Here is a 25316-nt window from a genome sequence, read left to right on the forward strand (position 1 = left end):
CGGTGCCTCACATTAGGGAAGCTCGGGGCGGTAATCAAGGTGACCGCAGTAACCATCACTGTCGTGCAACCGCTTGCACACCAAGGGTATTGGTTCGTCAACCAACGATTGCGGTCAATACATCGTCGAGAGTGACCACACCGAGAGGCCGCCGCCCGTCGCTGACCAGCACCATGTGCCGCCGTTCGCGACGCATGGCCAGCAGAAGGTCGGCCAACGTACGCTCCGGCGGCACCACCGCCAACGGCCGGTAGACGTCGGCCGGCACCGGGGACCGGCGGCCCTGCCCGGCGTACCCGAGCACGTCCTTGACGTGCACGAAGCCGAGCACCCGACGGGTCGACCGCTGCACCACCGGGAACCGGGACCGGCCGGTCCGGGTCGCCAGCACCTCCAGCGACGCCGGCGAGACGTCCTCGGCCACCGTCACCACCGTCGACCACGGTTGCAGCGCGTCCGCCGCCGTCCGCGCGTGCAGGGCCAACGCGCCGGTGATCCGCGCGTGCTGCTCCGCATCGAGCAACCCCTCGGTCCGTGCCTGCGAGACCAACCCGGCCAACTCCTCGGCCGTGAACACCGTCTTCACCGACTCGGACGCCTCGATCCGCCAGAACGCGAGCACGCGCCGGGCCGCCCATTTCATAGCGAGCAACAACGGTTTGGTGGCCACACAGAACGCCAGCATCGCCGGGCCGAGCCAGAGTGCGGAAACCTCCGGACCGGCCAGCGTGATGTTCTTCGGCACCATCTCGCCGACGACAGTGTGCAGAAAGACCACCACACCCAGTGCCAGCACGAACGCCACCGGGTGCACCGCCCGCTCCGGCAGGCCGGCCGCGTGGAACGGCGGCTCCAGCAGGTGAGCCAGCGCCGGTTCGGCGATCGCGCCCAGACCCAGCGAGCAGACCGTGATGCCGAGCTGCGCGCCGGCGATCATCAACGGAATCTGGTTCATCGCCGACAGCGCCCAACGGGCACGTTTCGACCCGGCGGCCAACGGCTCGATCACCGTCCGGCGGGACGCGATGAGCGCGAACTCGCTGCCCACGAAGAACCCGTTGCCGAGCAGCAACAGCACGGTCACCAGCAGCTCAGTCATCGTCGTCCGGATCCGCCGGGCGCAACACCCGGACCTGCTCGATCCGGTGCCGCTCCACCTCGACCACTGTGAACTCCCAGCCGTCCGCCTCGACAATCTCGCCGGCGAGTGGGATGTGCCCGAGCTGGGCCATCAGGAACCCGGCCAACGTCTCGTACGGCCCCTCGGGCAGCCGGAAACCGGTCTGCTCGGCCAACTCGTCGGAGCGGAGCACACCGTCGACCAGGACTGTGCGCTCACCGCCCGGCACGGTCAGCTCGACCGACCCGTGGTCGTCCACGCTCGCCGGGTCGAACTCGTCGGCTATCTCGCCGACCAACTCCTCGACGAGGTCCTCGACGGTCACCACGCCGTCCGTGCCGCCGTACTCGTCGACCACGATGGCCAGGTCGGCCCCGGCCGCCTTCAGTGCGGCCAGGACACCGTCCAGGTTCAGGCTCTCCGGCACGTACACCGGTTCGCGTGCCACCGAGCCGACCCGGGTCGACGCCCGGTCGGCCAGCGGCACGCCCAGCGCGTCGGGCACGCCGGCCACGCCGGTCACCAGGTCCAGGGTCTCCTCGTACACGGGGAACCTGGTCCGCCCGGTCCGCCGCGACTCCTCCAGCAGCTCGGCCACGGTGGCCGTGACGCGCAGCGCGACGACGTCCACCCTGGGGGTCATCGCCTCCGCGGCTCGCTTGTCACCGAAGCGGATGGTGCGACGCAGCAGCATCGCGGTGTCCGTGGGCAGCGCGCCGGCCCGCGCCGAAATGGCCGCCAGCAGACCCAACTCCTCCGGCGAGCGGGCGCTGGCCAACTCCTCCTGCGGCTCCACGCCGAGCGCCCGGACCAGTCGGTTCGCCGAGCCGTTCAACCCTCGGATCACCCAGCCGAACGTCCGGGAGAAGGTGTGCATCGGGCCGGCCGTGGCCAGCGCCGCCGGCATGGGCCGGGCCAGCGCCGCGTTCTTCGGCACCAACTCGCCGAAGAGCATGGAGATCAGCGTGGCCAGGGCCAACGCGAGGAACGGGGTGAGCCCCTCGGTGCTGTCTCCGGCCAACGGGCGCAACAACGGGGTGAAGAGGCGGGACAGGGCCGGCTCGGCCAGGTAGCCGGTGAGCAGCGCCGTGATGGTGATGCCGAGCTGCGCTCCGGAGAGCTGGAAGGAGAGTTCGCGCAACGCTGTGCGTACCGTCAGGGCGGCCGGGTCGCCGGCGGTGGCCCGCCGGTCGATCTCTGCCCGGTCGACAGTGACCAGGGCGAACTCGGCCGCGACGAAGAACGCGTTGCCCGCGGTCAGGGCTACGAAGCCGACCAGGGGCAACAGCGTCGTCAAGAGTAGGCCGTCGATGTCGCCTCACCTCGGCGAGATTCTTGCATGACGGCGGCGGCCCTCAGGGGCCGCCGCCGTCGATGTTCAAAACCCAGGTGTACGCGCTCAACCGCCGATCGGCGCGGTCTCCTTGCCGCCCTGCGGCTGCTCGGGCTTGACCGAACGGAGCAGCACTGTCGCCACGTCGATCACCTCGACCTGCTCGCCGGCACCCTTACCGTTGACGCCGTCGCTGAGCATCGTCGAGCAGAACGGGCAGCCGACAGCTACCGTCTTCGCCCCGGTGGCCATGGCCTCCTCGACCCGGTCCACGTTGATCCGCTTGCCGATCTTCTCTTCCATCCACATCCGGGCGCCGCCAGCACCGCAGCAGAAGGAGCGCTCGCTGTTACGCGGCATCTCGGTGAGGTCGCCCGCGATGGCGTCGCCGAGGACCTCACGAGGGGCGGCGAAGACCCGGTTGTGCCGGCCCAGGTAGCAGGGGTCGTGGTACGTCACGCCACCGTCGACGGGCTGCACAGGCGTCAGCTTGCCGGTGGACACCAGGTGGGCCAGCAGCTGGGTGTGGTGGACGACCTCGAACTCGCCGCCGAGCTGCCCGTATTCGTTGCCCAGGGTGTTGAAGCAGTGCGGGCAGGTCGCGACGATCTTGCGCTTGGCCTTCTCCCGACCCTCGAAAGCCTCGTTCAGCGTCTCCACGTTCTGCTGGGCGAGCATCTGGAAGACGAACTCGTTGCCGATCCGTCGCGCCGGGTCGCCGGAGCAGGTCTCGCCCTCGCCCAGGATCGCGAACTTCACGCCCGCCTCGTTGAGCAGCGTGGCCACCGCGCGGGTGGTCTTCTTGGCCCGGTCCTCGAACGCGCCGGCGCAGCCGACCCAGAACAGGTACTCGAAGTCGTCCACCTCGCCGACCCGGGGCACCTCGAAGTCCAGGCCCTTGGTCCAGTCCTCGCGGGTGTTCTGCGGGGCGCCCCACGGGTTGCCCTTGTTCTCCAGGTTGCGCAGCATCACCCCGGCCTCCGAGGGGAAGCTCGACTCGATCAGCACCTGGTAGCGGCGCATGTCGACGATGTGGTCCACGTGCTCGATGTCCACCGGGCACTGCTCGACGCAGGCGCCGCAGGTGGTGCAGGACCAGAGCACGTCCGGGTCGATGACACCGCCCTCCTCGGCGGTGCCGATCAACGGCTTGTCGGCCTCGGCGAGGGCCAGCACGTCCAGGTGGGCGAGCTGCGCCTGGGTGGCCTTCTCCTCGCCGGTCAGGTCCTTGCCGCCGCCGGCCAGCAGGTAGGGCGCCTTCGCGTACGCGTGGTCGCGCAGGCTCAGGATGAGCAGCTTGGGCGACAGGGGCTTGCCGGTGTTCCAGGCCGGGCACTGCGACTGGCAGCGACCGCACTCGGTGCAGGTGCTGAAGTCCAGGAGGCCCTTCCAGGTGAACTGCTCGACGTGGGCGACGCCGAACTGGTCCTTCTCCGGGTCCGCCTCCTCGAAGTCGAGTGGCTTGCCCTGGCTCGTCATCGGGCGCAGCGCGCCGAGACCGGAGCCGGCCGGCTTGACCGGCTCCCGCTTGAAGAAGATGTTGGGGAACGCCAGGAACCGGTGCCAGGCGACGCCCATGGTGACGTTGAGGGAGATGACGATCAGCCACGTCATCGAAATAATGATCTTGATGGCGGCGGCGACGCTGACGCCGTCCGCCCAGTCGGGCAGCACCACACCGACCGCGTGGCTGACCGGGGTGGCCCAGAACGGGAACTCGAAGTGGTCGGTGGCGACCTTGAAGCCCCGGATCACGAAGCCGAAGATCAGGACCAGCAGCACGATCCACTCGACGAAGTAGCCCTGCCACATGGTCGAGCCGGTGAACCGGGACCGCCCGCCCGGCCGGGTCGGCCGGTTGCGTAGCCGGATCGCCATCAGCACCAGGATGCCGACCAGACTCAGCACCCCGATGATCTCGGTGACCAGACCGAAGATCGTCCAGTGCCCGATGATCGGCAGACCGCCGTCGGTGGTGCCGACCTCGAAGTACGCCTCGAGCACCAGCAGCGACAGCACGACGAAGCCGACCATCACGAACCAGTGCGCGGCGCCCACCACGCCCCACTTGAGCATCCGGGTGTGGCCGGCCGTCTCCACAAGCATCGTCCTGGCGCGGGCGACCCTGTCGGAGAACCGCTCCGGCGCGGGTTGCCCGAGCCGGATGACTGCCACCATCTTCAGGACCGCACGCACCGCAAGCCACACCGCCACGGCGGTGATGGCGGCCGCGAGGATCGTGGTGACGATCTGGACGCTGCCCATCGAGTTGGCCTCCCCGGTCTGCTGCCTGATGACCTCGCTCTGCTCGGTCATGCAGTGCAGCCTACGCGAAGGTTACCCAGCGGTAACGTGAGTCATCTCGCAGTAGGCCGCGCTGCCTGCGGACACCATAGGGGGCCCCACCCGATCCTGCTGGGCAGGGGCTCGACGGGGTGACGTGAGACCGCCGACGCGACGGCCCGAACGGATCAGCGCCAGCGGGAGAGCAAGGCCAGCGAGGCGACCATCGCGCCGAAGCCGACGGCGAGGTTCCAGTAACCCCACGCCATGACCGGGTACTCCTGCTCGGACAGGTAGTAGAGCACCAGCCAGCCGATCCCGACGACGATCAGGGCGACCGCGGTAGCCGGCAACCACACCGGGCTAGGCTTGCGCGACGACGCCGTCGTCGTCGGACGAACGTCCGTCGGCGGGGTGTACACCTTCTTCTTACGGACCTGAGACTTGGGCACGGCGCTCTCCAGAGGGGTGACGACCTCGTCCGGCCTGACAACCGGGCGCGGGGGCGACGGTCCATGGCCAATAATGTTCGAGAGCTAGCGTAGTCCCGATTGGCCGCCCGGACCACGAATGGGGTCAGGCCGGTGCACGGAGTGACCGAAAGAGGCGGGACTGTTCGCATCACCGGCCCGGCCGGCACGGACGATCCCCGACACGCGGAAGGAACGCTCGGTGGAGTACACATCCGGCGCAACCTCCTGGCAGAAGGTCCTCCGACGGGCCGCCGCCGGGCTGCTGCCCCGGCGACCGCGTCAACGCCGTCCGGGCTGGTCGATAGGGGTTCCCCTAATCGCCGCGGCGGCCGGGTTGCTCTTCACCACCACCGCGACCACCGCGGGCGGCACCGCTCTCCGGGAGGACCGGCGACCCCAGCTCAACCAGCTCATCGAGGACCGACGCGAGCAGGTGGCAGCCAGCGAACGCCACGCCGCCACGCTGCGCGGTGAGGTCGAGCAACGGACCAACACGCTGGCCGGCTCGGACGCCCCCATCAAGGATCAGCAGAATCGCGCCCAGGGCAGCCTCCAGAACGCCGGGTTCACCGCCCTCGGCGGGCCCGGGGTCACCGTCGAGCTGAACGACGCGCCACAGCTCGACCAGACGCAGTCGGACGCCAGCAACGACGACCTGGTGGTGCATCAGGGGGACGTGCAGGCGGTGGTCAACGCGCTCTGGGCCGGCGGAGCCGAGGCCATGTCAATCATGAACGTCCGCGTGCTCACCACCAGCGCGGTACGCTGCGTCGGTAACACCCTGCTACTTCATGGCCGGGTGTACTCCCCACCGTTCAAGATCGTAGCAATCGGCGATCCCGCTGCCCTCCAGCAGGCCCTCGCCAGCTCTGAGGGAGTCCGGTTGTTCAAGGACGCGGTCGACGACTACCAGCTCGGTTACAAGGAGACGGCCTCCACGGTGCGAGTTCCCGCATTCGAGGATTCCACTGCCCTGCGCTCGGCGACGGTGCCCAGGTGAACGGGCCGGACGAGCGTCGCGACGGGCGACACCGGGATCAGACCGACGAGCCCACCGCCTTCCTGCCCAAGTTCGACAGGCCCGAGTCGGCACCCGGCCGAGCGACCCCGGCCGGCAACTGGCCGGAGCCGGTGCTGCACCCTCCGCGAACCGAGCAACCGACGCGGCCGAACGCCAGCCGACCCGAGCCGACCGAGACCCCGGGCCGCCCGAGTGCCGAAGCGCCGCCGCCCTGGCCGGGCACGGCAGCTCCCGGGTCGGGCCCGCACGGCGGCGCGGCGGTCCCTCCCGCGGGCACCCCCGGCCGACCGACCTCCACCAACCAGGGCCCGGTTCGGCCCGCCGCCCCCGGCAACGCCCCGACCCGGCCGGCCCCCTCCGGCCCCTCGACGCCGCCGCTGGCCGACTCACCGACCGCGTACATCCCGCAGGTCACCGCCCGACCCACACGACCGACCGGCTCCCCGGCCACCCCGGCCACCCCGGCCTCCCCGGCCACCCCCGACCGCGTCGCAGCGGCCGGGCAGGAAGGCTTCGCGTCGACCGGGCCGAGCCGGGTGCCGCCAACCGGGCCCGGCCGGGTCCCGCCAAGCGCTGGCGGGGACCCGGCCGCCACCGCGCTGATTCCGGCCGTGCCCTCCACACCCGCCACCAGGCCTCCAACCATGGACTCGACAGCGTTGATGGGTGCCGTTCCCCGCACAGCGGTCCCCGAGGAGCCGACCGGCGGCAACTCCGCCGACCCTCCCCAACCCCGACGCGGCGAGCGGGTGGTCCAACTCCGGCCGCACCAGACCGGCGAGGGCTACAAGAGCGTCTACTCCGAGCTCACCCGCCCGTCGATCGGCTCGCGACTGCGCACCGGCGTCCGGGTCACCGGCGAGGTCCTGATCACCTTCGGCCTGGTGGTCCTGCTCTTCGCCGGCTACGAGGTCTGGGGCAAGTCGGCAATCGTCGACGCCCACCAGAACGACCTCACCAACGAGTTGGCTCAGGCATGGGCCCCGACCGACGACCCGACGGTCGCCCCGTCGGTGGGCCCGAGCGTCAAACCGTCCCCACCGGTACGCGGCAAGCCTCTCGCGGGCCTCTACATCCCGAAGCTCGACAAGAACTGGGTAGTCGTCGAGGGGGTCACCCAGCAGGACATCCGTTTCGCCCCCGGCCACTACCCGACCAGCGCGCTCCCCGGCCAGGTGGGCAACTTCTCCGTCGCCGGCCACCGCAACCGGGCCACCTTCTGGCGGCTGGACGAGCTGGACGAGGGCGACCCGATCGTGGTCGAAAGCAAGACCGACTGGTACGTCTACCGGGTGTCGCAGTCCCGGATCGTCCGGCCGACCCAGGTCGAAGTGGTGGCGCCGGTGCCCGGCGAGCCGGACAAGAAGGCGACCAAGCGGATGCTCACCCTCACCACGTGCAACCCGAAGTTCGACAACTACCAGCGCCTGATCATCCACGCCGAACTGGACCGCACCCAACCCAAGTCCGCGGGCCGTCCGGCGGAGCTGGGAGGCTGACCCGATGTACGCGTTCATTTGGCGCAAGCTGCCGTTCGGCGTGGTCGGAAAGTTGACCGGCTCGGTGCTGCTGGTGGCCGCCACGGTCGCCCTGCTGTGGTATGTCGCCTTCCCCTGGGCCGAGCCCCTGCTGCCCTTCGACGACGTGCAGGTCGAGTCCGGCGTACCCGCCGAGACCGGTGGCGACCCGGTGACCGTGGAGACCCCGGCCGGCGACGAGCACGAGCTGCCGTACGACACCGACCAGAACAACTCCGCGCCTCCCTCCCCGAGCAGGTGACCATGCGCGTCCTGGTGATCGACAACTACGACTCCTTCGTCTTCAACCTCGTGCAATACCTGGGCCAGCTCGGCGTGGACTGCGAGGTCCGCCGCAACGACGAGATCGACGTGGCCGAGGTGGGCACGGCCGGCGCGGACGGCATCCTGCTGTCGCCCGGGCCGGGCAGCCCGGACCGGGCCGGCATCTGCCTGGACGTCATCCGGGAGTACGCGGGCAAGCTGCCGATCTTCGGTGTCTGCCTCGGCCACCAGGCGATCGGCGAGGCGTTCGGGGCGACAGTGACGCGCGCCCCCGAGCTGCTGCACGGAAAGACCTCCGAGGTACGACACCACTCGGTGGGCGTACTCGCCGGCCTGCCCGACCCGTTCACCGCCACCCGGTACCACTCGCTCGCCGTGCTGCCCGAGACGCTCCCCGACGAGCTGGAGGTCACCGGCTGGACCGGCTCCGGCGTGGTGATGGCGATGCGGCACCGAACGCTGCCCATCGAGGGCGTCCAGTTCCACCCGGAGTCGGTGCTCACCGAGGGCGGTCACCTGATGCTGGCCAACTGGCTGGCCAGTTGCGGTCACCCCGAGGCGCTGGAGCGCGCGCCCGCGCTGGCCGCCGAGGTCGACGCCCGTCGCCTTGCGGCCTTCGCCACCACCTGAGGCGGCGGCCCGATCACCGGATCATCGTGACCCCGTGCGGGCCGGGTCAGCCCCGCAGTGCCTCCTGGATCGCGGGGTCGGCGGGCGAGCGCACCGCCGGCGGTCGGTCACGCACCGCGTCCCACGCCGCCTTGCCACTGGCGAAGTAGTCCCGAACCGACTTCTCGGCGAGCAGGGCGGCACCACAATCGTCGCAGCGGGCGGTCACCCCGTCGACGTCGAGGCCGAGATGCCGGCACAGCGTCACCGCCCGGGACAGGTGGTACGACTGGGTGACGATCAGGGCCCGCTCGACGCCGTACACCTCGCGCGCTCTCGCGCAACTGTCGTAGGTGTCCAGGCCGAACGGGTCGGCCACCACCCGACGCCTGTCGACACCGCGCTCGGCGAGGTACGTCGTCATCACCGCCGGCTCGTCGCCGGACGCCCCGCCGCCGTCGCCCGAGACGAGGACGACAGTGGCCCGCCCGCTGGTCACCAACTCGGCGGCGGTGTCCAGGCGGCCGGCGAGACGGTCGCCCGGCCGCTGCCGATCGGCTGCCACCTGGGTGCCGAGGACGATCACCACGTCGGCGGACGGCGCGTCGGCGGCGTCGTACACGTGGCCACGCGCGGCGAGCGTCGTCCACAGCCACGGGGAGCTGGCGAGCACCAGCACGACGAGGCCCGCGACGGCCAGCCGGCGGAGGCGTCGAGGCCACCGCCGCACCGCCCCGACCGGGGACGATCCAGCGTCGGTCATGCCGATGCCCGCGGGTGGTCTAGTCCTGGGGCCGGCTCGGTGGGGGCGGGAACGGGAAACCGATGCCGCCCCCGTTGCCGGGGGGAGTGGTCGGCGTGCCAGTGGGCGTGCCCGACGGCGTGACCGACGGCGTCGGGTCGCTCTCCGGCTCCGGCTGACTCACCTTGATGGTCACCTTCGTGCCGGTGGGCTTCTTCTCCTTGCCGTTCGGGCTCTGGTCGGTGACCTTCCCGGCCTGGTCGGCGGGCACCTCCGGCCCGTCCTGCACGACGGGCGTGAACCCGTCGTTCTGGAGAATGCGGGTGGCCTCCGCCTGGCTCAACCCCACGACGTTCGGCACCTCGCTGACGTTGCCCCTCGAGACCGTGAGCGTCACCTTCGTGCCCTCGGCGACCCGCTGCCCGGACGGCGGGTCCACATTGAGAACCTCGTCCTCGCTCGCCTCGCCGTCCACCGGCTTGATGTCGTACTTGAGCTTCGCCTCGGTGAGTCGATCGATGGCGCTCTGCCGCTTGCTGCCCTTGAGCCCTGCGGGAACGACCACCTCGGCCGGGCCGCCACAGACCCGGATGGTCACCAGGCTGGACGGCTCCAGCCGGGTGTTCGGCAACGGATCCTGGTTGACGACGGTGCCCTTGGTGCAGTCGCTGGCCAGAACGGGGTCGCCCACCTGCGGCTTGAAACCGAGGTTGCTGATCTCGGCGACCGCGACGACCTGGGTCTTGCCGGTGAGGGTGGGCACCGACTTCAGGTCCTTGTCCTGCTGCATGTTCCAGAGCAGGGCGGCGACCAGGGCGATCACCGCCAGCACGCCGACCGCGCTGAACGTCGCAATCAGCCAGGAGGACGCCTTGCGCTGACGCGGGTCGCCCACCCGAGCTGGCATCTGCCCGGTCTGCTGCCCACGGCCGGAAGCCGGATAGCCACCCCCACCGCCGGCCGGGGCCATCGCCACCGTCTCCGCCTCGCGCAGCACCGGGGTGGCCAGCACGGGCCGGCCGGCGGCGGCGCGGAGCAGGTCAGCCCGCATCTCGCCGGCGCTCTGGTAACGGTTGAGCGGGTTCTTCGACAGGGCCTTCAGCACGATCGCGTCGACGGCCGGCGTGACGTCTGGGTTGATGTCGCTGGGCGTCGGCGGCGTCTCCCGTACGTGCTGGTAGGCGACGCTGACCGGGCTGTCCCCGACGAACGGCGGGTGCCCGCAGACCAGCTCGAAGAGCACGCAGCCGGCCGCGTACACGTCGGAGCGTGCATCGACGGACTCGCCGCGTGCCTGCTCCGGGGAAAGATATTGAGCCGTGCCGATCACCGCGCTGGTCTGCGTCATGGTGGTCGCACCGCTGGCGAGCGCGCGGGCGATGCCGAAGTCCATCACCTTGACCTGGCCGGTCTGGGTGAGCATCACGTTGCCGGGCTTGATGTCCCGGTGGATGATGCCGTGCCGGTGGCTGAACTCCAGGGCGGCGCACATGTCGGCGCAGATCTCCAGCGCCCGGCGCGGTTGCAGTCGCCCCTCGGCGCCGAGGACCTCCTTCAAGGTCCGCCCGTTGACGAACTCCATGACGATGAACGGCAGCGTCTCACCGGTCGGCGCGGTCTCCTCGCCGGTGTCGTAGACCGCCACGATCGCCGGGTGGTTGAGCGAGGCGGCGTTCTGCGCCTCCCGACGGAACCGCATCTGGAACGTCGCGTCCCGGGCGAGGTCGGTGCGGAGCATCTTGATCGCGACGTCCCGACCGAGCCGGAGATCGCGACCACGGTGCACCTCGGCCATGCCGCCATAGCCGAGCAGCTCGCCGACCTGGTACCTGCCACCGAGCAGGCGGGCCTGCGCTGTCATCGCGTCTGTCGTCCTTCGCTCGTCGTCGTCCCGCCGTCGCCCGGCTGGAGTCGTACCTCTCGACGGTACGACGTCCGGGTCGGATCGTCGCGCCCGTCGAGTCGTAGCGCGCCGGACGCCACGGTGCGCGGCGCCAGCCCGGCGGATACGCCGGCCTGGGACTGCTGCCGTAGGTTGTAGGAAATCACGCCGGAGCAGAGCAGGACCAGCACGGCCAGCAGGATGGCGAGAAGCACCATTCCGGGCCGGGACCGCTGCGGCTGGGGTGCTGGCGTCGCCGGGCCGGCCTGCCGGACGTACGCCGGCGGGTGTTCCTGCCGGGGCGGCCCGGACGGCACCGCCGCCGCACCGCGCGGGTAGCCGTTCGGTGCGCCCTGCGGCCGGGCGGGCTGGACGGCCGGCGCGACGGCGGTGGGGCGTGGTTGTTGGGCGGGCGCGATCGCAGTCGGCCTCGGCCCGGCCGCCGCCGCCGCCGGGCGGGCAGTCGGCGGACGCATCTGGTGTGCCTGCGGCACCTGGGCCCGGCCGGGCGCGGCGGGTGAGGCGGGCGCCCCGGAGACCGGCCCGGAGTTGGCGCCGGCCCGGGCCTGCTGGGAGAGCACGGCCTTGAGCTGACGGGCGACCCCGGCGAGTGCGGCGGCGCTCGGCCAGCGGGCGGCCGGGTCCTTGGCCAACGCTCGCTCGACCAGGGCGCGCACCTGCGGAGGGATGTCGGCCGGCAGTGGCCGGGGCGTCTCCCGGACGTGCCGCATCGCGATGTCGAGGGGGTTGTCGCCCTCGAACGGTCGCCGACCGGCCAGGCACTGGTAGGCGACCACGCCGAGGGCGTACACGTCGGACGCCGGGGTGGCCACGCCGCCGGTGGCCTGCTCCGGCGAGATGTACGAGGCGGTGCCGAGCACCGAACCGGCGGCGGTGAGCTGGCCGACCATGTCGGAGCGGGCGATGCCGAAGTCGGTGAGCACCAGCGTGCCGTTCGGCCGGACCAGCAGGTTGCCCGGCTTCACGTCGCGGTGCACGATGCCCTTCTCGTGCGCGGCGTGCAGCGCGTCGGCGGCCTGCGCGACGAGGGCCATCGTGCGCGCCGGAGTGAGCCGGCCGACCCGGCTCAACGTGGACGACAGGGCGTCACCCTCGACGTACTCCATGACCAGGAAGGCGATCTGCTGGTCGTTGCCGAAGTCGTAGACGTCCACCACGCCGGGGTGGTTGATGGTGGCCATGGTGCGGGCCTCGCCGCGGAACCGCTCGCCGAAGTCCGGGTCGTCGAGCAGGGCGGGGAGCAGGCTCTTCACCGCGACCGTCCGGCCGAGCACCTGGTCGGTGCCGCGCCAGACGTCGCCCATGCCGCCGCTGGCGATCCGCTCGTCGAGACGGTAGCGGTTGCCGAGCTGCACGCCGGGGCTGAGCATGTCAGCGACCCCCTGGGTCGGCGATGGCGGCCTTCATGATCTGGCCGGCGATCCGAGCCGCCTCGGCGCTACCACCGGGGCCGGCCTGCTCCAGCATCACGCAGACCGCGGAGACCGGGTTGCCGTTCTTGTCCAGGGCGAAGCCGATGAACCAGCCGTGGTCGGGCCGGTCTGGAGCGGACTGGGCGGTGCCGGTCTTGCCGCCGACGGTGTAACCGCTGATCGCGGCGTTCTCGCCGGTGCCGTTCCGGACCACGCTGACCATCATCTCGCGCAGGTCGGCGGCGACCTGCGGCTCGACGGGCTGGCGCAGCTCCCGCGCCTTCGCGGTGTAGTAGCTGGTGGTCCGGTCCGGAGCAAGCAGCTGCCGCACCAGGTACGGCCGCATCTGGCTGCCGTTGTTGGCGATCGAGCCGGCAATCAGAGCGCCTTCGAGCGGGGTCATCCGGACGTTGTTCTGGCCGATCGAGGACTGGGCCAGTGCGGCCTGGTCGATGCTGCCGTCCGGGTTCTGAATATCCCCGGTCCGGCTGGCCGCCGTGGGCAGGCCACCCTCGCCGAGCTGGCCGACGGTCAGGTCGTCCTGCTCGAAGCCGAACTGGCGGGCCTTCTCCTTGACAGTCTCGGCGCCGAGCCGCACACCGAGCTGAGCGAAGCCGGTGTTGCACGACTCGGTGACCGCCTCCATCAGGGTGACCTGCCGCTCCGGGCAGATCGAGGCGGCGGCGTTCCGGATCGGGGTGCCCGAGGTGGGCGGGGTCCAGCTGGAACCGGCCGGGATCTGGGTGGTCTTGCCGATGCCGTTCTCCAGTGCCGCCGCGGCGACCACGATCTTGAAGGTGGAGCCCGGCGGCAGCGTCTCGGAGAGCGCGCGGTTCTTCAGCGGACCTTCCGGGTCCTGCTCCAGCTTGTTGTACGCCGCCGAGGCCTCGTTGGTGTCGTGGCTGGCCAGCGGGTTCGGGTTGAAGCTCGGCATGGAGACCAGCGCCTGGATCGCGCCGGTACGCGGATCGATGGCGATCGCCGCGCCCCGCTTCGCGCCGACCTTGTTGTCGCTCAGCTGGTCGTACGCCACGTCCTGCGCCCGCTTCGAGAGCGTGAGCAGCACGTTGCCGCCACCCGTGTCGTCGCCGGTGAACATGTCCTTCAACCGGTCGCCGATCAGCTGGTCGCTGGTGCCGGCCAGGAAGTCGTTCTCCACCCGCTCGATGCCCTGGTCGGCCAGGTTGACCGGCTTGTAGCCGAGCACGTGGGCGTATTTGGCGCCGAGTGGATAGGTGCGCTGGAACTTCAGGTTGCCGGTGGTTTCCTTGCTCGTGGCCAGGGCGGTGCCGCCGGCCTCGATGTTGCCGCGCTTGCGGTCGTACTCGGCTACCTGGACCCGGCCGTTGTAGTCGCTGGTGCGGTATTCATCGGCCTTGTAGGCCTGGATCCAGTTGAGGTTGGCGAAGAGCAGACCGAACAGGACCATGACGACGACGCCAACGCGGCGCAGGGGTGCGTTCACGGCTTGATCACCTCCGTGGGAGCACCGTGCAGCTGCTCGGGCGGGCCACCGCTGGGACGAGCCGCCTTGCCGCCGCCTCCACCGGTCACCGGTCGGCGGGCGCCGTCGGAGACCCGCAGCAACACCGCGATGAGCAGCCAGTTGGCCATCAGCGACGACCCACCGGCGGACAGGAACGGGGTGGTCTGACCGGTCAGCGGGATGAGCTTGCTGATCCCACCGACGATCACGAAGACCTGGAGGCCGAGGGTGAACGCCAGACCGCCGGCGAGCAGCTTGCCGAACGAGTCCCGAACCGCGAGCGCGGCGCGCAGCCCGCGCTCCACGATCAGCAGGTAGACGACCAGCAGCGCGGAGAGGCCGAAGAGGCCGATCTCCTCACCGATTCCGGCGAAGATGAAGTCGTTCTGCACCTCGGGCAGGATCTCCGGCTGACCGCCGCCCGGCCCCGCGCCGAAGAGCCCGCCCGTGCCCAGGGCGAGCAGCCCCTGCACGAGCTGGTAGCCCTTGTCGGTCGGGTCGGCGAACGGGTCGAGCCAGATCTCCGCCCGCACGTAGAAGTTGGCGAACGGCCCACCGACCGTCGAGCCGAGGACGTAGGCGAGGTACGCCCCGCCGAAGAAGAGGACCAAGCCGATCAGCAGCCAGCTGACCCGTTCGGTGGCGATGTAGAGCGTCACCACGAACATGCCGAAGTAGAGCAGCGAGGTGCCCAGGTCCTTCTCGAAGACCAGCACCAGGACGCTGATCAGCCAGACGCCGACCACCGGGCCGAGGTCGCGGCCACGCGGGAAGTCGATGCCGAGGAAGCGCCGACTGGCCAGCGACAGCACCTCGCGCTTGCGCACCAGGTAGTAGGCGAAGAAGACCAGCAGCGCCAACTTGGCGAACTCACCAGGCTGGATGGAGAAGCTGCCCACCCGCACCCACAGCTTCGCGCCGTTGATCTCGGAGATGCTCGACGGCAGCACCGCCGGGATCATCACCAGCACGATGCCGGCCAACCCCAGGGTGTACGCGTACCGCGAGATCGACCGGTGGTCGCGCATGATCGCGAGCAGGCCGGCGGCGAGGACCACCGCACCGAGTGTCCAGGCCAGCTGGCGCCCGCCCTGCCCCGCGAAGACCGCCAGGGTCTCCCGCTCGGCCACCGGGGCGTCGCCCAGGTCGATCCGGCGGAGGAAGCCCACGCCGAGCCCGTTGAGCAGGGCCACCGCCGGCAGCAGTGCCGGGTCGGCGAACGGGGCGAGGAACCGGATGACCAGGTGCAGGCCGAGGAAGACCGCGCCGAGCGCGGCGGCCGGCATCCAGAAGTCCGAGGTGACCGTGTCCAGCAGGTTCGCCTCGACGGTCGCCCCGTACGCGGCCACCAGCGCCATCGCGAGCAGCAACAGGTACAGCTCGGCGTTGCGGCGCGACCGCGCCAGGCGTACGCCGGATTGCTCGCCCGCGGTCGCGGGCGAGGGTGCCGGTGTGGCCGCTACGGTCACGGGTGGAGTCCTCAGGATCTCAGCCGACGCTCACTCAGGAGACCGGCAACCGGCCGGGTCGAGCGCCGGCGTGGCCGAGTCGGAGGGCGTGACGTCGGGTGTGGTGGTCGCGCCGGCCCCACCGAGAGCGGTGGTGGCACCGACGGTCGGGCTTGCGCTGGCAACCCCGTTGGGGGTCGGCGACGCGTTGGCGCTCGGGCTGCCGTTCGGAGTCGGCGTCGAACCGATCGGCGTGGGCGTCGGCGTGGGCGTGCTGCCCTCGGTGACTGTCGCGTCGAGCGGGCAGAGTGGCTTCAGGTTGGGGTTGCTCGGCGTGTCGCTGGTCAGCTCGGCGAGCTGACGCTCGGCGTCCGGCTCACTCTTGGCCCGGATGCCGACCTTGACGGTGTCCTGGGCGGCGACCGTGAGGTCGTCCATGCGGGTGCCGCTGCGACGGTGCACGCTGGACAGGTCCATCCCGGCGATCTGACCCTGGACTCCGCGGAAGACGGCGACCTGGCCCTCTTCGGTGGCACCCACGTAGTACTGCCGCTGGGTGTACGTCCAACCGCCGAACGCAGCACCGCCGACGATCACCAGCAGGGCCAGCGCCATGGCGGCGGTCCGGACCGGGCGTCGCTTCGGTCGGTCGGCGTCATCGTCGGAGGCCGCCGGCTCCTCCGGCACGGCCGGGCGCGGCGCGGAGAGCGCCGAGGCTCGGGCGGCCGGAGTCGAGTCGTCGGCGGAGGTCGCCATTCCCCGGTCCTGGGCGGCGGCGCCGCCCACGATCGGAGTCGCCTCCACGATGTCCTGATCCGTGGCGTCGGCGATGATCACCGTGATGTTGTCCGGCCCACCGCCGCGCAGCGCGAGCTGCACCAGCCGCTCGACGCACTGCTGCGGGTCGGCGTACTCCCGCAGGGTCTCGCCGATGGTTTCGGCGCTGACCACGCCCGAGAGGCCGTCGCTGCAGATCAGGTACCGGTCGCCGGGCATGACCTGGCGGACCGAGTATTCCGGGTCGATGTCCCGACCGTCGAGGGCGCGGGTGAGCAGCGACCGCTGCGGGTGGCTGCTCGCCTCCTCGGCGCTGATCCGGCCTTCGTCGACGAGCATCTGGACGTACGTGTCGTCCTTGGTGATCTGCGCGAACTCGCCGTTACGCAGCAGATAGGCCCGCGAATCGCCGATGTGGACCATCCCCAGCTTGCTGCCGGTGAAGAGGGTCGCTGTCAGCGTGGTGCCCATCCCCTCCAGCTGCGGGTTGGCGTCCACCGTGTCGCGGAGTTGTTGGTTGGCGGTGCCCACGGCCGAACGCAACGCGTCGACGAGAGCGTCCCCAGGGACGTCCTCGTCGAGCGGCGCCATGGCACCGATGACGATGTTGCTGGCGACGTCACCGGCGGCCATACCGCCCATGCCGTCGGCAACGGCGAGTAACCGCGGCCCGGCGTAGACGGAGTCTTGATTGCCGTCTCGGATCAGACCGCGGTCGCTGTGGGCCGCATAGCGCAGGGTCAGAGTCATGGCCGTAATTCGAGGGAAGTGCGGCCGATCCGGATCGGCACGCCGAGGGGGACGGGGGTTGGTCCGGAGACCTTAGCGCGATCGAGGTACGTGCCGTTAGTCGAGCCGAGGTCCTCGACGTACCACTGCCCGTCACGTGGCACGAGCCGGGCGTGTCGCGCGGAGGCGTAGTCGTCGGTGATGACCAGGGTGGAGTCCTCAGCCCGACCGATGGTGATCTGCGCTTCACCGAGAGTGATTTTCGTGCCGGCCAGCTGACCGGCCGTCACCACCAGCTGGTGCGCCGCTCTGCCCCGCTTCACCTTTGCTGGCTTGGCCGCCTGCCCCGTCGAGGCGCCCACCGCGCGTGGCGCGGCCACCAGGCGACCGGACCGGGCGCCCGCGAAGAGGTCCCGGCGGATCACGCCGACCACAGTGAACACGAAGATCCACAGCAGGATGAGGAACCCGAACCGGGCAACGGTGATGACCAGTTCCGGCAAGGCGGGTCAGCCGTCCACGCGGAAGGTCAGCGTCGTCGTCCCGAGCTGGACCATGTCACCGGGGTTGAGCGCGACGGCGGAAACCCGCTGCCCGTTCACCATGGTGCCGTTGGTCGAACCCAGATCCGTCAGCACGACCTGGCCCCCGTCGAAATCGAGCCGGGCGTGTCGCCGGGAGATGCCGACGTCGGGCAGACGCAGGTTGGCCTGGTCGCCGCGACCGATCACCGTCGACCCCATCTGGAGCGGGTAGGTGCGACCGTCGCCGGAGACCAGTCGCACGTTGCGACCGCCACCGTGCCCGGGCGGCGGGCCGTAGCCACCGCCCTGGTCGTACGCGGGGTAGGCGGGCGGGCCGGCGTCGTAGCCGGGTGCCGACACCGGGGCGACCTCGCCGCCGGTGTAGACCTCGGCCGTGACACGGAACATGCCCGTGTCCAGACCCTCGCCTCGCTCGATCTCGACGATCACGTCGCCGTAGACCGTCCACGCCTGCTCGCCGATGAACTCCGCCTGCGACTGGGCCAACTCCTGGGCCAGCGCAGCGGCGTACGGCGCCAGCCGACTGTGGTCGAACGGCGAGAGATCGATCACGTAGCGGTTGGGCACCAACGTGCGCCCACCGGCCAGGATCGCCTTGTGCGCCTCGGCCTCCCGCTGCATGGCGTTGAGGATCTCCACGGGGTGGACCACCCCTTTGAAGACCTTGGCGAAGGCCCCTTCGACCAGGCCTTCCAGACGCTTCTCGAAGCGTTGCAGCACGCTCACCGGCTCCTCCTCGGGTCCCGAGGACATGATGGTATCCGGCCGGCGCGCGCGCAGCTCACACGCCGCTCGGCCGGCTGCTCTCGGCCCGTTCGGAAGGGCCGGGACTGTCGTGCTAATCTTTCGTCCGCCACGAACGGTAATCGCTCGTGGCGAGCGTCGGGGACAGCGTAGTATTCCCGGGGCCCGTTGGAGACAGCGGGGCCGGGCGGCTAGAGTGTCCCGGGTTGTGCCACGGGGATGTGGCGGAATGGCAGACGCGCACGGTTCAGGTCCGTGTGCCCGAAAGGGCGTGGGGGTTCAACTCCCCCCATCCCCACCACCGACGAGGGCTCCGCTTCATGCGGGGCCCTTCCGTCATATCGGGGCGTGCTGGACGTCACGCTATGCTCCGATGGATTCTGCCTCCGATGGACCAGGAGTGGCGTGTGAGTGTCGCGTTGGTGACAGGGTCGGGTGGTCTGATCGGCTCCGAGGCGGTCCGGCATTTCGCCGGCCTCGGTCTGGATGTCGTCGGTATCGACAACGACATGCGCCGGTACTTCTTCGGCGAGGACGGCTCCACCTCGTGGAGCCTGGAACGGCTCGGCCGTGATCTGGGTAACGCGTACACCCACTTCGCGGTGGACATCCGGGACCGGGACGGCCTGGAGCAGGTGTTCAAGAAGTACGGCTCGGACATCGCCGTGGTGATCCACAGCGCCGCGCAGCCGAGCCACGACTGGGCGGCCAAGGAGCCGTTCACGGACTTCGACGTGAACGCCGGCGGCACGCTCAACATGCTGGAGAACACCCGCCGGCACGCGATCGACGCGGCGTTCATCCACTGCTCGACCAACAAGGTCTACGGTGACCGGCCCAACGGCCTGCCGCTGGTCGAGCTGGAGACCCGGTACGAGTTGCCCGAGGACCACCGCTGGTACCAGGGCATCACCGAAGAGATGTCGATCGACCACTCGCTGCACTCGGTCTTCGGCGCCTCCAAGGTCGCCGCGGACGTGATGGTCCAGGAGTACGGGCGCTACTTCGACATGAAGACCGCCTGCTTCCGGGGCGGCACCCTGACCGGCCCGGCGCACTCCGCTGCCGAGCTGCACGGGTTCCTGGCCTACCTGATGCGCTGCGTCATGGAGGGCCGGACGTACAACCTGTTCGGCTACAAGGGCAAGATGGTCCGGGACGCGATCCACTCGCACGACGTGCTGACCGCGTTCGAGGCGTTCTTCCGGGCCCCCCGGTCCGCCGAGGTCTACAACCTTGGCGGCGGCCGGCACTCCAACACCTCCCACATCGAGGCGTTCCGGATCGCGGAGGAGATCACCGGCCGCGAGGCGCAGATCAACTACGTCGAGCAGAACCGCACCGGCGACCACCAGTGGTACGTCAGCAGCATGGCCCGGTTTGAGGCGCAGTATCCGGACTGGAAGATCACTTACGACGTGCCGATGATCCTGCGGGAAATCTACGAGGCCAACGTGGACAAGTGGGTGGCCCAGCCGTGAGCACCCGAACCAAGCGCAACGTGCTCGGCGTCCTGGTCGACGCGACCGACTACGCCACGGCGACCGACGCGGTGGTGACCGCGGCGCACGAGCGGCGTCCCCTCGCGCTGACCGCGCTGGCCGTGCACGGTGTGATGACCGGGGTGCTCGACCCGGCGCACAACGCGCGGCTCAACTCCTTCGACGTGGTCACACCGGACGGGCAGCCGGTGCGGTGGGCACTCAACCTGCTGCACCACGCCGGGCTCGGCGACCGGGTGTACGGGCCGACCCTGACCCTGCACGTCCTGTCGCGCTTCGCCGACGAAGGGCTACCGGTCTACCTGTACGGCTCGACCGAGGAGACCCTCGCCCGGTTGATCCCGGCCCTGGAACGGATGTTCCCCGCGCTGAAGATCGCCGGGGTGGAGCCGTCCAAGTTCCGTGCCGTCCAGCCCGGCGAGGACGCCGAGATCGCCGACCGGATCCGGTCCAGCGGTGCCCGGCTGGTCCTGGTCGGGCTCGGCTGCCCGCGCCAGGAGGTCTTCACGTACGCCATGCGGCCGCTGCTCGACATGCCGCTGATGGCGGTCGGCGCGGCCTTCGACTACCACGCCGGGCTACTGCGCCAGCCCCCGCCGTGGATGCAGCGCGCCGGCCTGGAGTGGCTCTGGCGTCTCGGCCTGGAGCCGAAGAGGCTCTGGCGCCGCTACGTCATCCTCAACCCGGCCTACCTGAGCCGGCTCGCCGCACAGAAGACCGGCCTGTGGAAGGCCCGCCCGCCGGCGCCGGCCACCGAGCGGCCGGCCAGCTTCTCGGTCTGAACCCGATCCGTACGACGCGAGGCCCCACCCGGCGATACCGGGTGGGGCCTCGGTCGTTCAGAGACCGGTCAGACGGTCAGGGTCCAGGTGTTGATGTAGCCGGTGTCGGCCGAGTAGGTGTCCCGCACCTGAAGTCGCCAGATGCCGTCGGCGGCCTCACCGGACACGTTGACCGTGTACGTGGCGTTCACGTTGTCGGTGCTGTCCGAGGTGCTGCTGTTCTTCAGCCGGTACGAGCTGCCGTCCGGGGCGAGCAGGTCGATGACCAGGTCACCGCGGTAGGTGTGCACGATGTTCACCGCCACGGTGGAGGCCGAGGAGGCGTTGCGACCGCACCCGGAGATGGTGATCGAGCTGGTCACCGCGGAGCCGGCGTCCGGGATCGACACGTCGGTGCCGTTGGTGCCGGTACAGCCGGTGGGCGGCGGCGGGGTGCTGCCGGTGCCCACGTAGAGCAACAGGTTCGGCGAGCCCGAGCCGGGGTTGCTCACCACGTTCGGGGTCGCGTTGGCCACCAGTTGGTTGCGGACCTGAGCCGGGGTCCAGCTCGGGTTGGCGCTGGCCACCAGGGCCGCCGCTCCGACCACGTGCGGCGTGGCCATCGAGGTGCCGCTGATCGTGTTGGTCGCGGTGTTGCTGTTGTACCAGGCCGAGGTGATCGACGAGCCGGGCGCGAAGATGTCCAGGCAGGTGCCGACGTTGGAGAACGACGACCGGGCATCCGAGCTGGTCGTCGAGCCCACCGTGATGGCCTCCGTGGTGCGCGCCGGCGAGGTGTTGCAGGCGTTCGCGCCGTTGTCGTTGCCGGCCGCCAGGCCGTACGTGACACCCGAGGCGATCGAGTTGCGGACGGCGTTGTCCAGCGAGCTGTTCGCGCCGCCGCCGAGGCTCATGTTCGCCACCGCCGGCTTGATCGCGTTCGCGGTGACCCAGTCGACACCGCCGATCACACCGGCGTTGGTGCCGCTGCCCGAGCAGTTCAGCACCCGTACGCCGACGAGCTGGACGGCCTTGGCCACCCCGTACGCGGACCCGCCGACGGTGCCGGCCACGTGGGTGCCGTGCCCGTTGCAGTCGTCGGCCGACCCGCCGTCCACCGCGTCGTAGCCGGAGGTGGCCCGGCCGCCGAAGTCGTTGTGGGAGAACCGGATGCCGGTGTCGATGATGTAGGCGTGCACGTTGCTCGCCGTGTTGGGGTAGGTGTAGGAGCTGTCCAACGGCAGGTTGCGCTGGTCGATCCGGTCGAGACCCCAGGAGGGCGGGTTGGTCTGCGTGCCGGAGATCGAGACGGTGTGGTTCTGCTCGACGTACGCCACCGCCGGGTCTGCCGCGATCCGCGCCGCCGCGCTCGCGCTCACCTTGGCCTCGAAGCCGCGCAGCGCCGCGCCGTAGGTGCGGGCCACGGTGCCGCCGTGGCGGCCGGATAGCCGCTTCGCGGTGTCGCCGACCCGGTCCCGGGCCACGGCGCTGTCCTTGAGTACGACGATGTAGCTGTCCGGCACGGCGGTGGCTCCGCCGGCGGCCCGAACCACACCGACGGGTTCGGCGGCCAGGGCTGGGGTGCCGACGGCCAGCATGGTCGCCGCGGCCACCCCGATCAGCACGGACCTTCGTGGAAGACCCATCTCCTACCTCCCTCTGACCGGCGGCGGAACGTGACCACCGGTCCCAACATCAATCGACACTCGCCGATCTAGCTGAGGGTAGATCAGCCGTCGGGCAGTTGAACATGCCGAAACGTCCATAACCTTCGAGTGATGACCCCCTACGGGCCCGGCGTCCGGGGTGAACGGGGGACGCGCCCGGATTCGCCTCGCCGGAATTCGGGAAAGACTCTCGAACATGGAGAGTCAGCTCACCATCCTGCTCCCGGTCGCCGCCGTCTGGCTGGCCGCCGGCGTCGTTGCCGACGGCCTTCCCCGGCTGCGCAACACCCGCACGCTGCGCCGGCGTACCGGATGGTTGCTGGTGTTGGCCCTCACCGGCGTGGCGCTCACCGCGGCCGTGCTCGGCGGCGGGCTGCTCAGCTCCGGCACCACGCCGGTCGACCGGGCCGCCGCCGGGCTCACCCTGGCCGCCGTCCCGGCACTCGTGGCGACGGTCTGCTCGGTACGACGGATCCGCCGGCTCTGGGCCGGTGCTGGCGCGTTCGCCAGCGCCCCCGCCACCCCCGCGCCGCACGGGCTGCGCGCCGCCGCGGCCCACCCGCTCGTCGGGCTGCCACTACAGGTCACCGCCCTGGCCACGCTGCCGGCGTTGATCGCGGCGGCCGGCGCCGACCTCGGAGCCGACCCCGGTGTCACCGGGCCGGCGATAACCGTGGGCGCGCTCGCGGTGGTCGCCATCGGGGTTCGGCACGCGCTCCGCCACAACCGCCTCGCCGAGCGAGCCCAGCCCACCGCCGCACGGTCAACGCGGGCGGCTGGGGCCCTGCACGTATAGCAACTCCAGGATCGACCTGGTCGCCTCGAACCAGCGGTCCAGCCAGTCCTGCGAGGGCACTGTGCCCTTTGGCGGCAACTCCATCAGCAGACCACGCAGCAACGGGTGGTCAGCCAACGACTCGGGCGGCTGCATCGGCCAGCCCGACGGCGGGAACGACGGCTCGATCAGCGGGTTCGGGTCCAGTGAGGGCAGCGAGAGCGGAGGATCCGTCGTCTCGGAAGTGCCCTCCCGACCACTCAACTCCTGGTCGGTCGAGACCACCTCGGTCAGAACCGTGTCCCGACGAGCGCCGCGGTACTTGCCACCGAACCGCTCCGGCTTCGCCGGACCGGTGGTGAGGTTGTCTGAACCGATCGTCGTCATCCGTCTCGCCTACTCGCTCGGTTGCGGGCCGGTGCGGCGGGTCGTCGACCAGCGCCGTACCGACCGGTTCAACGAGACGGGGGCGCTGTGGCGACGGGAATCCCGACGGAACCTCGCCGACCGCCACCGCGACGCGCCTCCTGGGGACACGGCAAAGTCCCCGTCCGGCGAACCGGACGGGGACTCCACTGACCACTCGGTCAGACCGCGCCGAACACACCACCCCTGGTGTTCGCGACGAAGGCGTGCCAGTCACCCGGCGCGAAGACCAGGGCGGGCCCCGCCTTGTCCTTCGAGTCCCGCACTCCGACCGCCCCCGTCACGTACGCCACCTCCACGCAGTTGTCACAGTTCGGCCCGCTCTTCGAGCTCTTGAACCATGCTGCCTGCGTCAGGTCCACGGGGAACCCTTTGGTCGCCATTTCCACAACGGCTCCTCTGCCAGTTTTGCGATGTGTGCGACGGACTCCTCCGGACGTATGGCCGCAGCGCGGATGTGATCGAAGATGAAGCTGTACTTCTGTAGTTCGTCGCTCTTCTCGAGGAAGAGCCCACCCGTGGCGTTCTCCGCGTACACAACATCCGGATCACCGGGCTCAGGGAAGCTGAGGATCGTGAACGTGCCGTCCATGCCGGCGTGCGCACCCACCTCGAAGGGCAGGATCTGCAGCGTCACGTTCGGCAACTCGGCCACCTCGACCAACCGCTTGAGTTGACCGCGCATCACCTCGTCCCCGCCCACCGGCCGACTTACCACCGCCTCATCGAGCACCACCCACAGATCGACCGGATCGTCCTGGGTCAATAACGACTGACGACCCAAACGGACACGCACCCTTTGATGTACCTGATCCGCCGTGAAGTCCGGCCGAGCGGCGCGGATCATGGCCCCGGCGTACTCCTCGGTCTCCAGAAGACCCGGAACGACCTGCTGTTCGTACGCCCGGATCGAACTCGCCGCCGCCTCCAGCCCGACGTACGCGCCGACGAGCACCGTGCTGTAGGGGTGCCACCAGCCCTTTTGGCGGGCCTCCCGGGCGATCTGCACGAGCTCGTCGCTCTCGGCGCCGACCACGCCGTAGATCCGCAGCATGTCCCGCACGTCGCGAGGGGTGGCCGTGGTGTGCCCGGTCTCGATCCGGGAGACCTTCGACGCCGAGCACTCCAACTGTTCGGCGACCACCTCGATGGTGATCCCGGCGGACTCCCGCTGGCGGCGCAGCTCGGCCCCGAGCCGCCGCCGTCTGATGGTGGGACTGCGCCGCTCACTCATCGCGCAACCCGTGAGTCTCTGGTCCCCGCCGCTGGCTGCTCGACCCCACTCGGGCTACCTCCGGTAACGCGCCACTGGGTGACACCCGCCGGGGGCGCGATCGTCGACCGGCGAGCGTTCGCGACGAAGGGGGTGGTGCCGGTCCTCGGCCGGCCGCGACGGGCGAAACCGGCCCTCAGTGTGCCGTCCGCACGCGGATGGCTTCAATAGGCCGTTCGCGCGACACGCTCACGTATCGGCAAAAGTCGACGTGCAACTTGCATGAAGCACGTCCCTGATGCACTCTGTCCGTATGGCACGGATCACTCAGCGTCTCCGTTCGGTCCCTCGGAGTGGTGACCCCACCGATCCGGGGAAGCCGGGCACGACGCGGGCCCGGCCCACGACACCTGCTCCGGGGTAAAGACCCCGCCGCTGCAAGCCGGCAAGCTGCGGCGGCGGGCGCGGCTCCCGGAAGCAACCGGGTGGTGGTCGGGTGGCGGCACGTCACCAGCGGGTACGGCCCGACCACCGCCATCCGCACC

Annotated in this window: 23 protein-coding genes and 1 tRNA gene; 8 read left to right on the forward strand and 16 right to left on the reverse strand. The window is 70.4% G+C overall.

What is annotated here, in order from left to right:
• Positions 1-97: 97 nt before the first annotated feature.
• From IW248_RS24850 to IW248_RS24865, 4 genes are all read right to left on the reverse strand, one after another.
• Positions 98-1099 (reverse strand): hemolysin family protein, encoded by a 1002-nt coding sequence (locus tag IW248_RS24850; RefSeq protein WP_124821297.1) that lies wholly within the window; start codon positions 1097-1099, stop codon positions 98-100.
• A complete protein-coding gene (locus tag IW248_RS24855; protein ID WP_231396430.1) occupies positions 1092-2417 on the reverse strand; it encodes a hemolysin family protein in 1326 nt (441 codons plus the stop codon). Before IW248_RS24855 ends, IW248_RS24850 begins: the two co-directional genes overlap by 8 nt.
• Positions 2418-2519: 102 nt before the next feature.
• A complete protein-coding gene (locus tag IW248_RS24860) occupies positions 2520-4718 on the reverse strand; it encodes a (Fe-S)-binding protein (protein WP_196930355.1) in 2199 nt (732 codons plus the stop codon).
• Between the two features lie 206 nt (positions 4719-4924).
• A complete protein-coding gene (locus IW248_RS24865; RefSeq protein ID WP_124821296.1) occupies positions 4925-5188 on the reverse strand; it encodes a cell division protein CrgA in 264 nt (87 codons plus the stop codon).
• 220 nt (positions 5189-5408) lie between these two features.
• Here IW248_RS24865 and IW248_RS24870 point away from each other — a divergent pair, with 220 nt between their 5' ends.
• From IW248_RS24870 to IW248_RS24885, 4 genes are all read left to right on the forward strand, one after another.
• A complete protein-coding gene (locus IW248_RS24870; protein WP_196928892.1) occupies positions 5409-6209 on the forward strand; it encodes a DUF881 domain-containing protein in 801 nt (266 codons plus the stop codon).
• Positions 6210-6271: 62 nt separating this feature from the next.
• Complete coding sequence (locus IW248_RS24875; RefSeq protein ID WP_231397749.1) at positions 6272-7729, forward strand: class E sortase; 1458 nt, start codon at positions 6272-6274, stop codon at positions 7727-7729.
• 4 nt (positions 7730-7733) lie between these two features.
• Positions 7734-8009, forward strand: coding sequence for a hypothetical protein (locus IW248_RS24880; protein ID WP_124822056.1), 276 nt, complete (start codon positions 7734-7736; stop codon positions 8007-8009).
• 2 nt (positions 8010-8011) lie between these two features.
• A complete protein-coding gene (locus IW248_RS24885) occupies positions 8012-8662 on the forward strand; it encodes an aminodeoxychorismate/anthranilate synthase component II (protein ID WP_124822057.1) in 651 nt (216 codons plus the stop codon).
• Between the two features lie 46 nt (positions 8663-8708).
• On the opposite strand, the gene IW248_RS24890 is transcribed toward IW248_RS24885, so the two are convergent.
• From IW248_RS24890 to IW248_RS24925, 8 genes are read right to left on the reverse strand one after another with little or no spacing between them, the layout of a single operon-like run.
• Positions 8709-9404, reverse strand: coding sequence for a SanA/YdcF family protein (locus IW248_RS24890; protein WP_196928894.1), 696 nt, complete (start codon positions 9402-9404; stop codon positions 8709-8711).
• A gap of 19 nt (positions 9405-9423) precedes the next feature.
• Positions 9424-11244: a Stk1 family PASTA domain-containing Ser/Thr kinase gene (gene pknB, locus IW248_RS24895; protein WP_196928895.1), complete on the reverse strand. Its 1821-nt coding sequence runs from the start codon at positions 11242-11244 to the stop codon at positions 9424-9426.
• Positions 11241-12656: a serine/threonine-protein kinase gene (locus tag IW248_RS24900; protein WP_196928896.1), complete on the reverse strand. Its 1416-nt coding sequence runs from the start codon at positions 12654-12656 to the stop codon at positions 11241-11243. Before IW248_RS24900 ends, pknB begins: the two co-directional genes overlap by 4 nt.
• A gap of 1 nt (position 12657) precedes the next feature.
• Positions 12658-14163: a peptidoglycan D,D-transpeptidase FtsI family protein gene (locus IW248_RS24905; protein WP_196928897.1), complete on the reverse strand. Its 1506-nt coding sequence runs from the start codon at positions 14161-14163 to the stop codon at positions 12658-12660.
• Positions 14160-15653 (reverse strand): FtsW/RodA/SpoVE family cell cycle protein, encoded by a 1494-nt coding sequence (locus IW248_RS24910; RefSeq protein ID WP_196928898.1) that lies wholly within the window; start codon positions 15651-15653, stop codon positions 14160-14162. The genes IW248_RS24905 and IW248_RS24910 overlap by 4 nt, the downstream gene beginning before the upstream one ends.
• A gap of 30 nt (positions 15654-15683) precedes the next feature.
• A complete protein-coding gene (locus tag IW248_RS24915) occupies positions 15684-17159 on the reverse strand; it encodes a PP2C family protein-serine/threonine phosphatase (protein WP_196928899.1) in 1476 nt (491 codons plus the stop codon).
• A complete protein-coding gene (locus IW248_RS24920; RefSeq protein WP_196928900.1) occupies positions 17156-17641 on the reverse strand; it encodes an FHA domain-containing protein FhaB/FipA in 486 nt (161 codons plus the stop codon). The genes IW248_RS24915 and IW248_RS24920 overlap by 4 nt, the downstream gene beginning before the upstream one ends.
• A gap of 6 nt (positions 17642-17647) precedes the next feature.
• Positions 17648-18436 (reverse strand): FHA domain-containing protein, encoded by a 789-nt coding sequence (locus IW248_RS24925; RefSeq protein WP_007454122.1) that lies wholly within the window; start codon positions 18434-18436, stop codon positions 17648-17650.
• Positions 18437-18642: 206 nt separating this feature from the next.
• Between IW248_RS24925 and IW248_RS24930 the strand changes: the two genes are divergently transcribed.
• The 3 genes from IW248_RS24930 to IW248_RS24940 all read left to right on the forward strand — a co-directional run bounded on the left by IW248_RS24930 (position 18643) and on the right by IW248_RS24940 (position 20711).
• Positions 18643-18728, forward strand: a tRNA-Leu gene (locus IW248_RS24930).
• Between the two features lie 64 nt (positions 18729-18792).
• The gene (locus tag IW248_RS24935) at positions 18793-19908 is read left to right on the forward strand and encodes an NAD-dependent epimerase/dehydratase family protein (RefSeq protein WP_196928901.1); all 1116 of its coding nucleotides are present in this window, start codon (positions 18793-18795) and stop codon (positions 19906-19908) included.
• The gene (locus tag IW248_RS24940; RefSeq protein ID WP_124822066.1) at positions 19905-20711 is read left to right on the forward strand and encodes a WecB/TagA/CpsF family glycosyltransferase; all 807 of its coding nucleotides are present in this window, start codon (positions 19905-19907) and stop codon (positions 20709-20711) included. The genes IW248_RS24935 and IW248_RS24940 overlap by 4 nt, the downstream gene beginning before the upstream one ends.
• A 68-nt stretch (positions 20712-20779) precedes the next feature.
• Here the strand turns inward: IW248_RS24940 and IW248_RS24945 are convergent, their stop codons facing one another.
• Positions 20780-22336 (reverse strand): S8 family peptidase, encoded by a 1557-nt coding sequence (locus IW248_RS24945; protein ID WP_196928902.1) that lies wholly within the window; start codon positions 22334-22336, stop codon positions 20780-20782.
• Positions 22337-22553: 217 nt separating this feature from the next.
• On the opposite strand from IW248_RS24945, the gene IW248_RS24950 reads away from it, so the two are divergent.
• Positions 22554-23153, forward strand: coding sequence for a hypothetical protein (locus tag IW248_RS24950; RefSeq protein WP_196928903.1), 600 nt, complete (start codon positions 22554-22556; stop codon positions 23151-23153).
• Here the strand turns inward: IW248_RS24950 and IW248_RS24955 are convergent.
• From IW248_RS24955 to IW248_RS24965, 3 genes are all read right to left on the reverse strand, one after another.
• The gene (locus IW248_RS24955; RefSeq protein WP_196928904.1) at positions 23121-23519 is read right to left on the reverse strand and encodes a hypothetical protein; all 399 of its coding nucleotides are present in this window, start codon (positions 23517-23519) and stop codon (positions 23121-23123) included. The two genes, IW248_RS24950 and IW248_RS24955, sit on opposite strands and share 33 nt — an antisense overlap.
• A 200-nt stretch (positions 23520-23719) precedes the next feature.
• Positions 23720-23941 (reverse strand): DUF397 domain-containing protein, encoded by a 222-nt coding sequence (locus IW248_RS24960; RefSeq protein ID WP_124822070.1) that lies wholly within the window; start codon positions 23939-23941, stop codon positions 23720-23722.
• Positions 23911-24792: a helix-turn-helix domain-containing protein gene (locus tag IW248_RS24965; protein WP_091396372.1), complete on the reverse strand. Its 882-nt coding sequence runs from the start codon at positions 24790-24792 to the stop codon at positions 23911-23913. Before IW248_RS24965 ends, IW248_RS24960 begins: the two co-directional genes overlap by 31 nt.
• Positions 24793-25316: the final 524 nt, after the last annotated feature.

Origin of the sequence: Micromonospora ureilytica (assembly GCF_015751765.1) — a bacterium.
Taxonomy (GTDB): domain Bacteria; phylum Actinomycetota; class Actinomycetes; order Mycobacteriales; family Micromonosporaceae; genus Micromonospora; species Micromonospora ureilytica.

Excerpts from the sequence above, each read along its gene's own strand:
- IW248_RS24960 (WP_124822070.1), bottom strand. The coding sequence starts at position 23,941 with ATGGCGACCAAAGGGTTCCCCGTGGACCTGACGCAGGCAGCATGGTTC.
- IW248_RS24860 (WP_196930355.1), bottom strand. The coding sequence starts at position 4,718 with ATGGGCAGCGTCCAGATCGTCACCACGATCCTCGCGGCCGCCATCACC.
- IW248_RS24965 (WP_091396372.1), bottom strand. The coding sequence starts at position 24,792 with ATGAGTGAGCGGCGCAGTCCCACCATCAGACGGCGGCGGCTCGGGGCC.
- IW248_RS24915 (WP_196928899.1), bottom strand. The coding sequence starts at position 17,159 with ATGACTCTGACCCTGCGCTATGCGGCCCACAGCGACCGCGGTCTGATC.
- IW248_RS24900 (WP_196928896.1), bottom strand. The coding sequence starts at position 12,656 with ATGCTCAGCCCCGGCGTGCAGCTCGGCAACCGCTACCGTCTCGACGAG.
- IW248_RS24850 (WP_124821297.1), bottom strand. The coding sequence starts at position 1,099 with ATGACTGAGCTGCTGGTGACCGTGCTGTTGCTGCTCGGCAACGGGTTC.
- IW248_RS24880 (WP_124822056.1), top strand. The coding sequence starts at position 7,734 with ATGTACGCGTTCATTTGGCGCAAGCTGCCGTTCGGCGTGGTCGGAAAG.
- IW248_RS24890 (WP_196928894.1), bottom strand. The coding sequence starts at position 9,404 with ATGACCGACGCTGGATCGTCCCCGGTCGGGGCGGTGCGGCGGTGGCCT.
- IW248_RS24950 (WP_196928903.1), top strand. The coding sequence starts at position 22,554 with ATGGAGAGTCAGCTCACCATCCTGCTCCCGGTCGCCGCCGTCTGGCTG.
- IW248_RS24955 (WP_196928904.1), bottom strand. The coding sequence starts at position 23,519 with ATGACGACGATCGGTTCAGACAACCTCACCACCGGTCCGGCGAAGCCG.
- IW248_RS24945 (WP_196928902.1), bottom strand. The coding sequence starts at position 22,336 with ATGGGTCTTCCACGAAGGTCCGTGCTGATCGGGGTGGCCGCGGCGACC.
- IW248_RS24885 (WP_124822057.1), top strand. The coding sequence starts at position 8,012 with ATGCGCGTCCTGGTGATCGACAACTACGACTCCTTCGTCTTCAACCTC.
- IW248_RS24935 (WP_196928901.1), top strand. The coding sequence starts at position 18,793 with ATGCTCCGATGGATTCTGCCTCCGATGGACCAGGAGTGGCGTGTGAGT.
- IW248_RS24925 (WP_007454122.1), bottom strand. The coding sequence starts at position 18,436 with ATGTCCTCGGGACCCGAGGAGGAGCCGGTGAGCGTGCTGCAACGCTTC.
- pknB (WP_196928895.1), bottom strand. The coding sequence starts at position 11,244 with ATGACAGCGCAGGCCCGCCTGCTCGGTGGCAGGTACCAGGTCGGCGAG.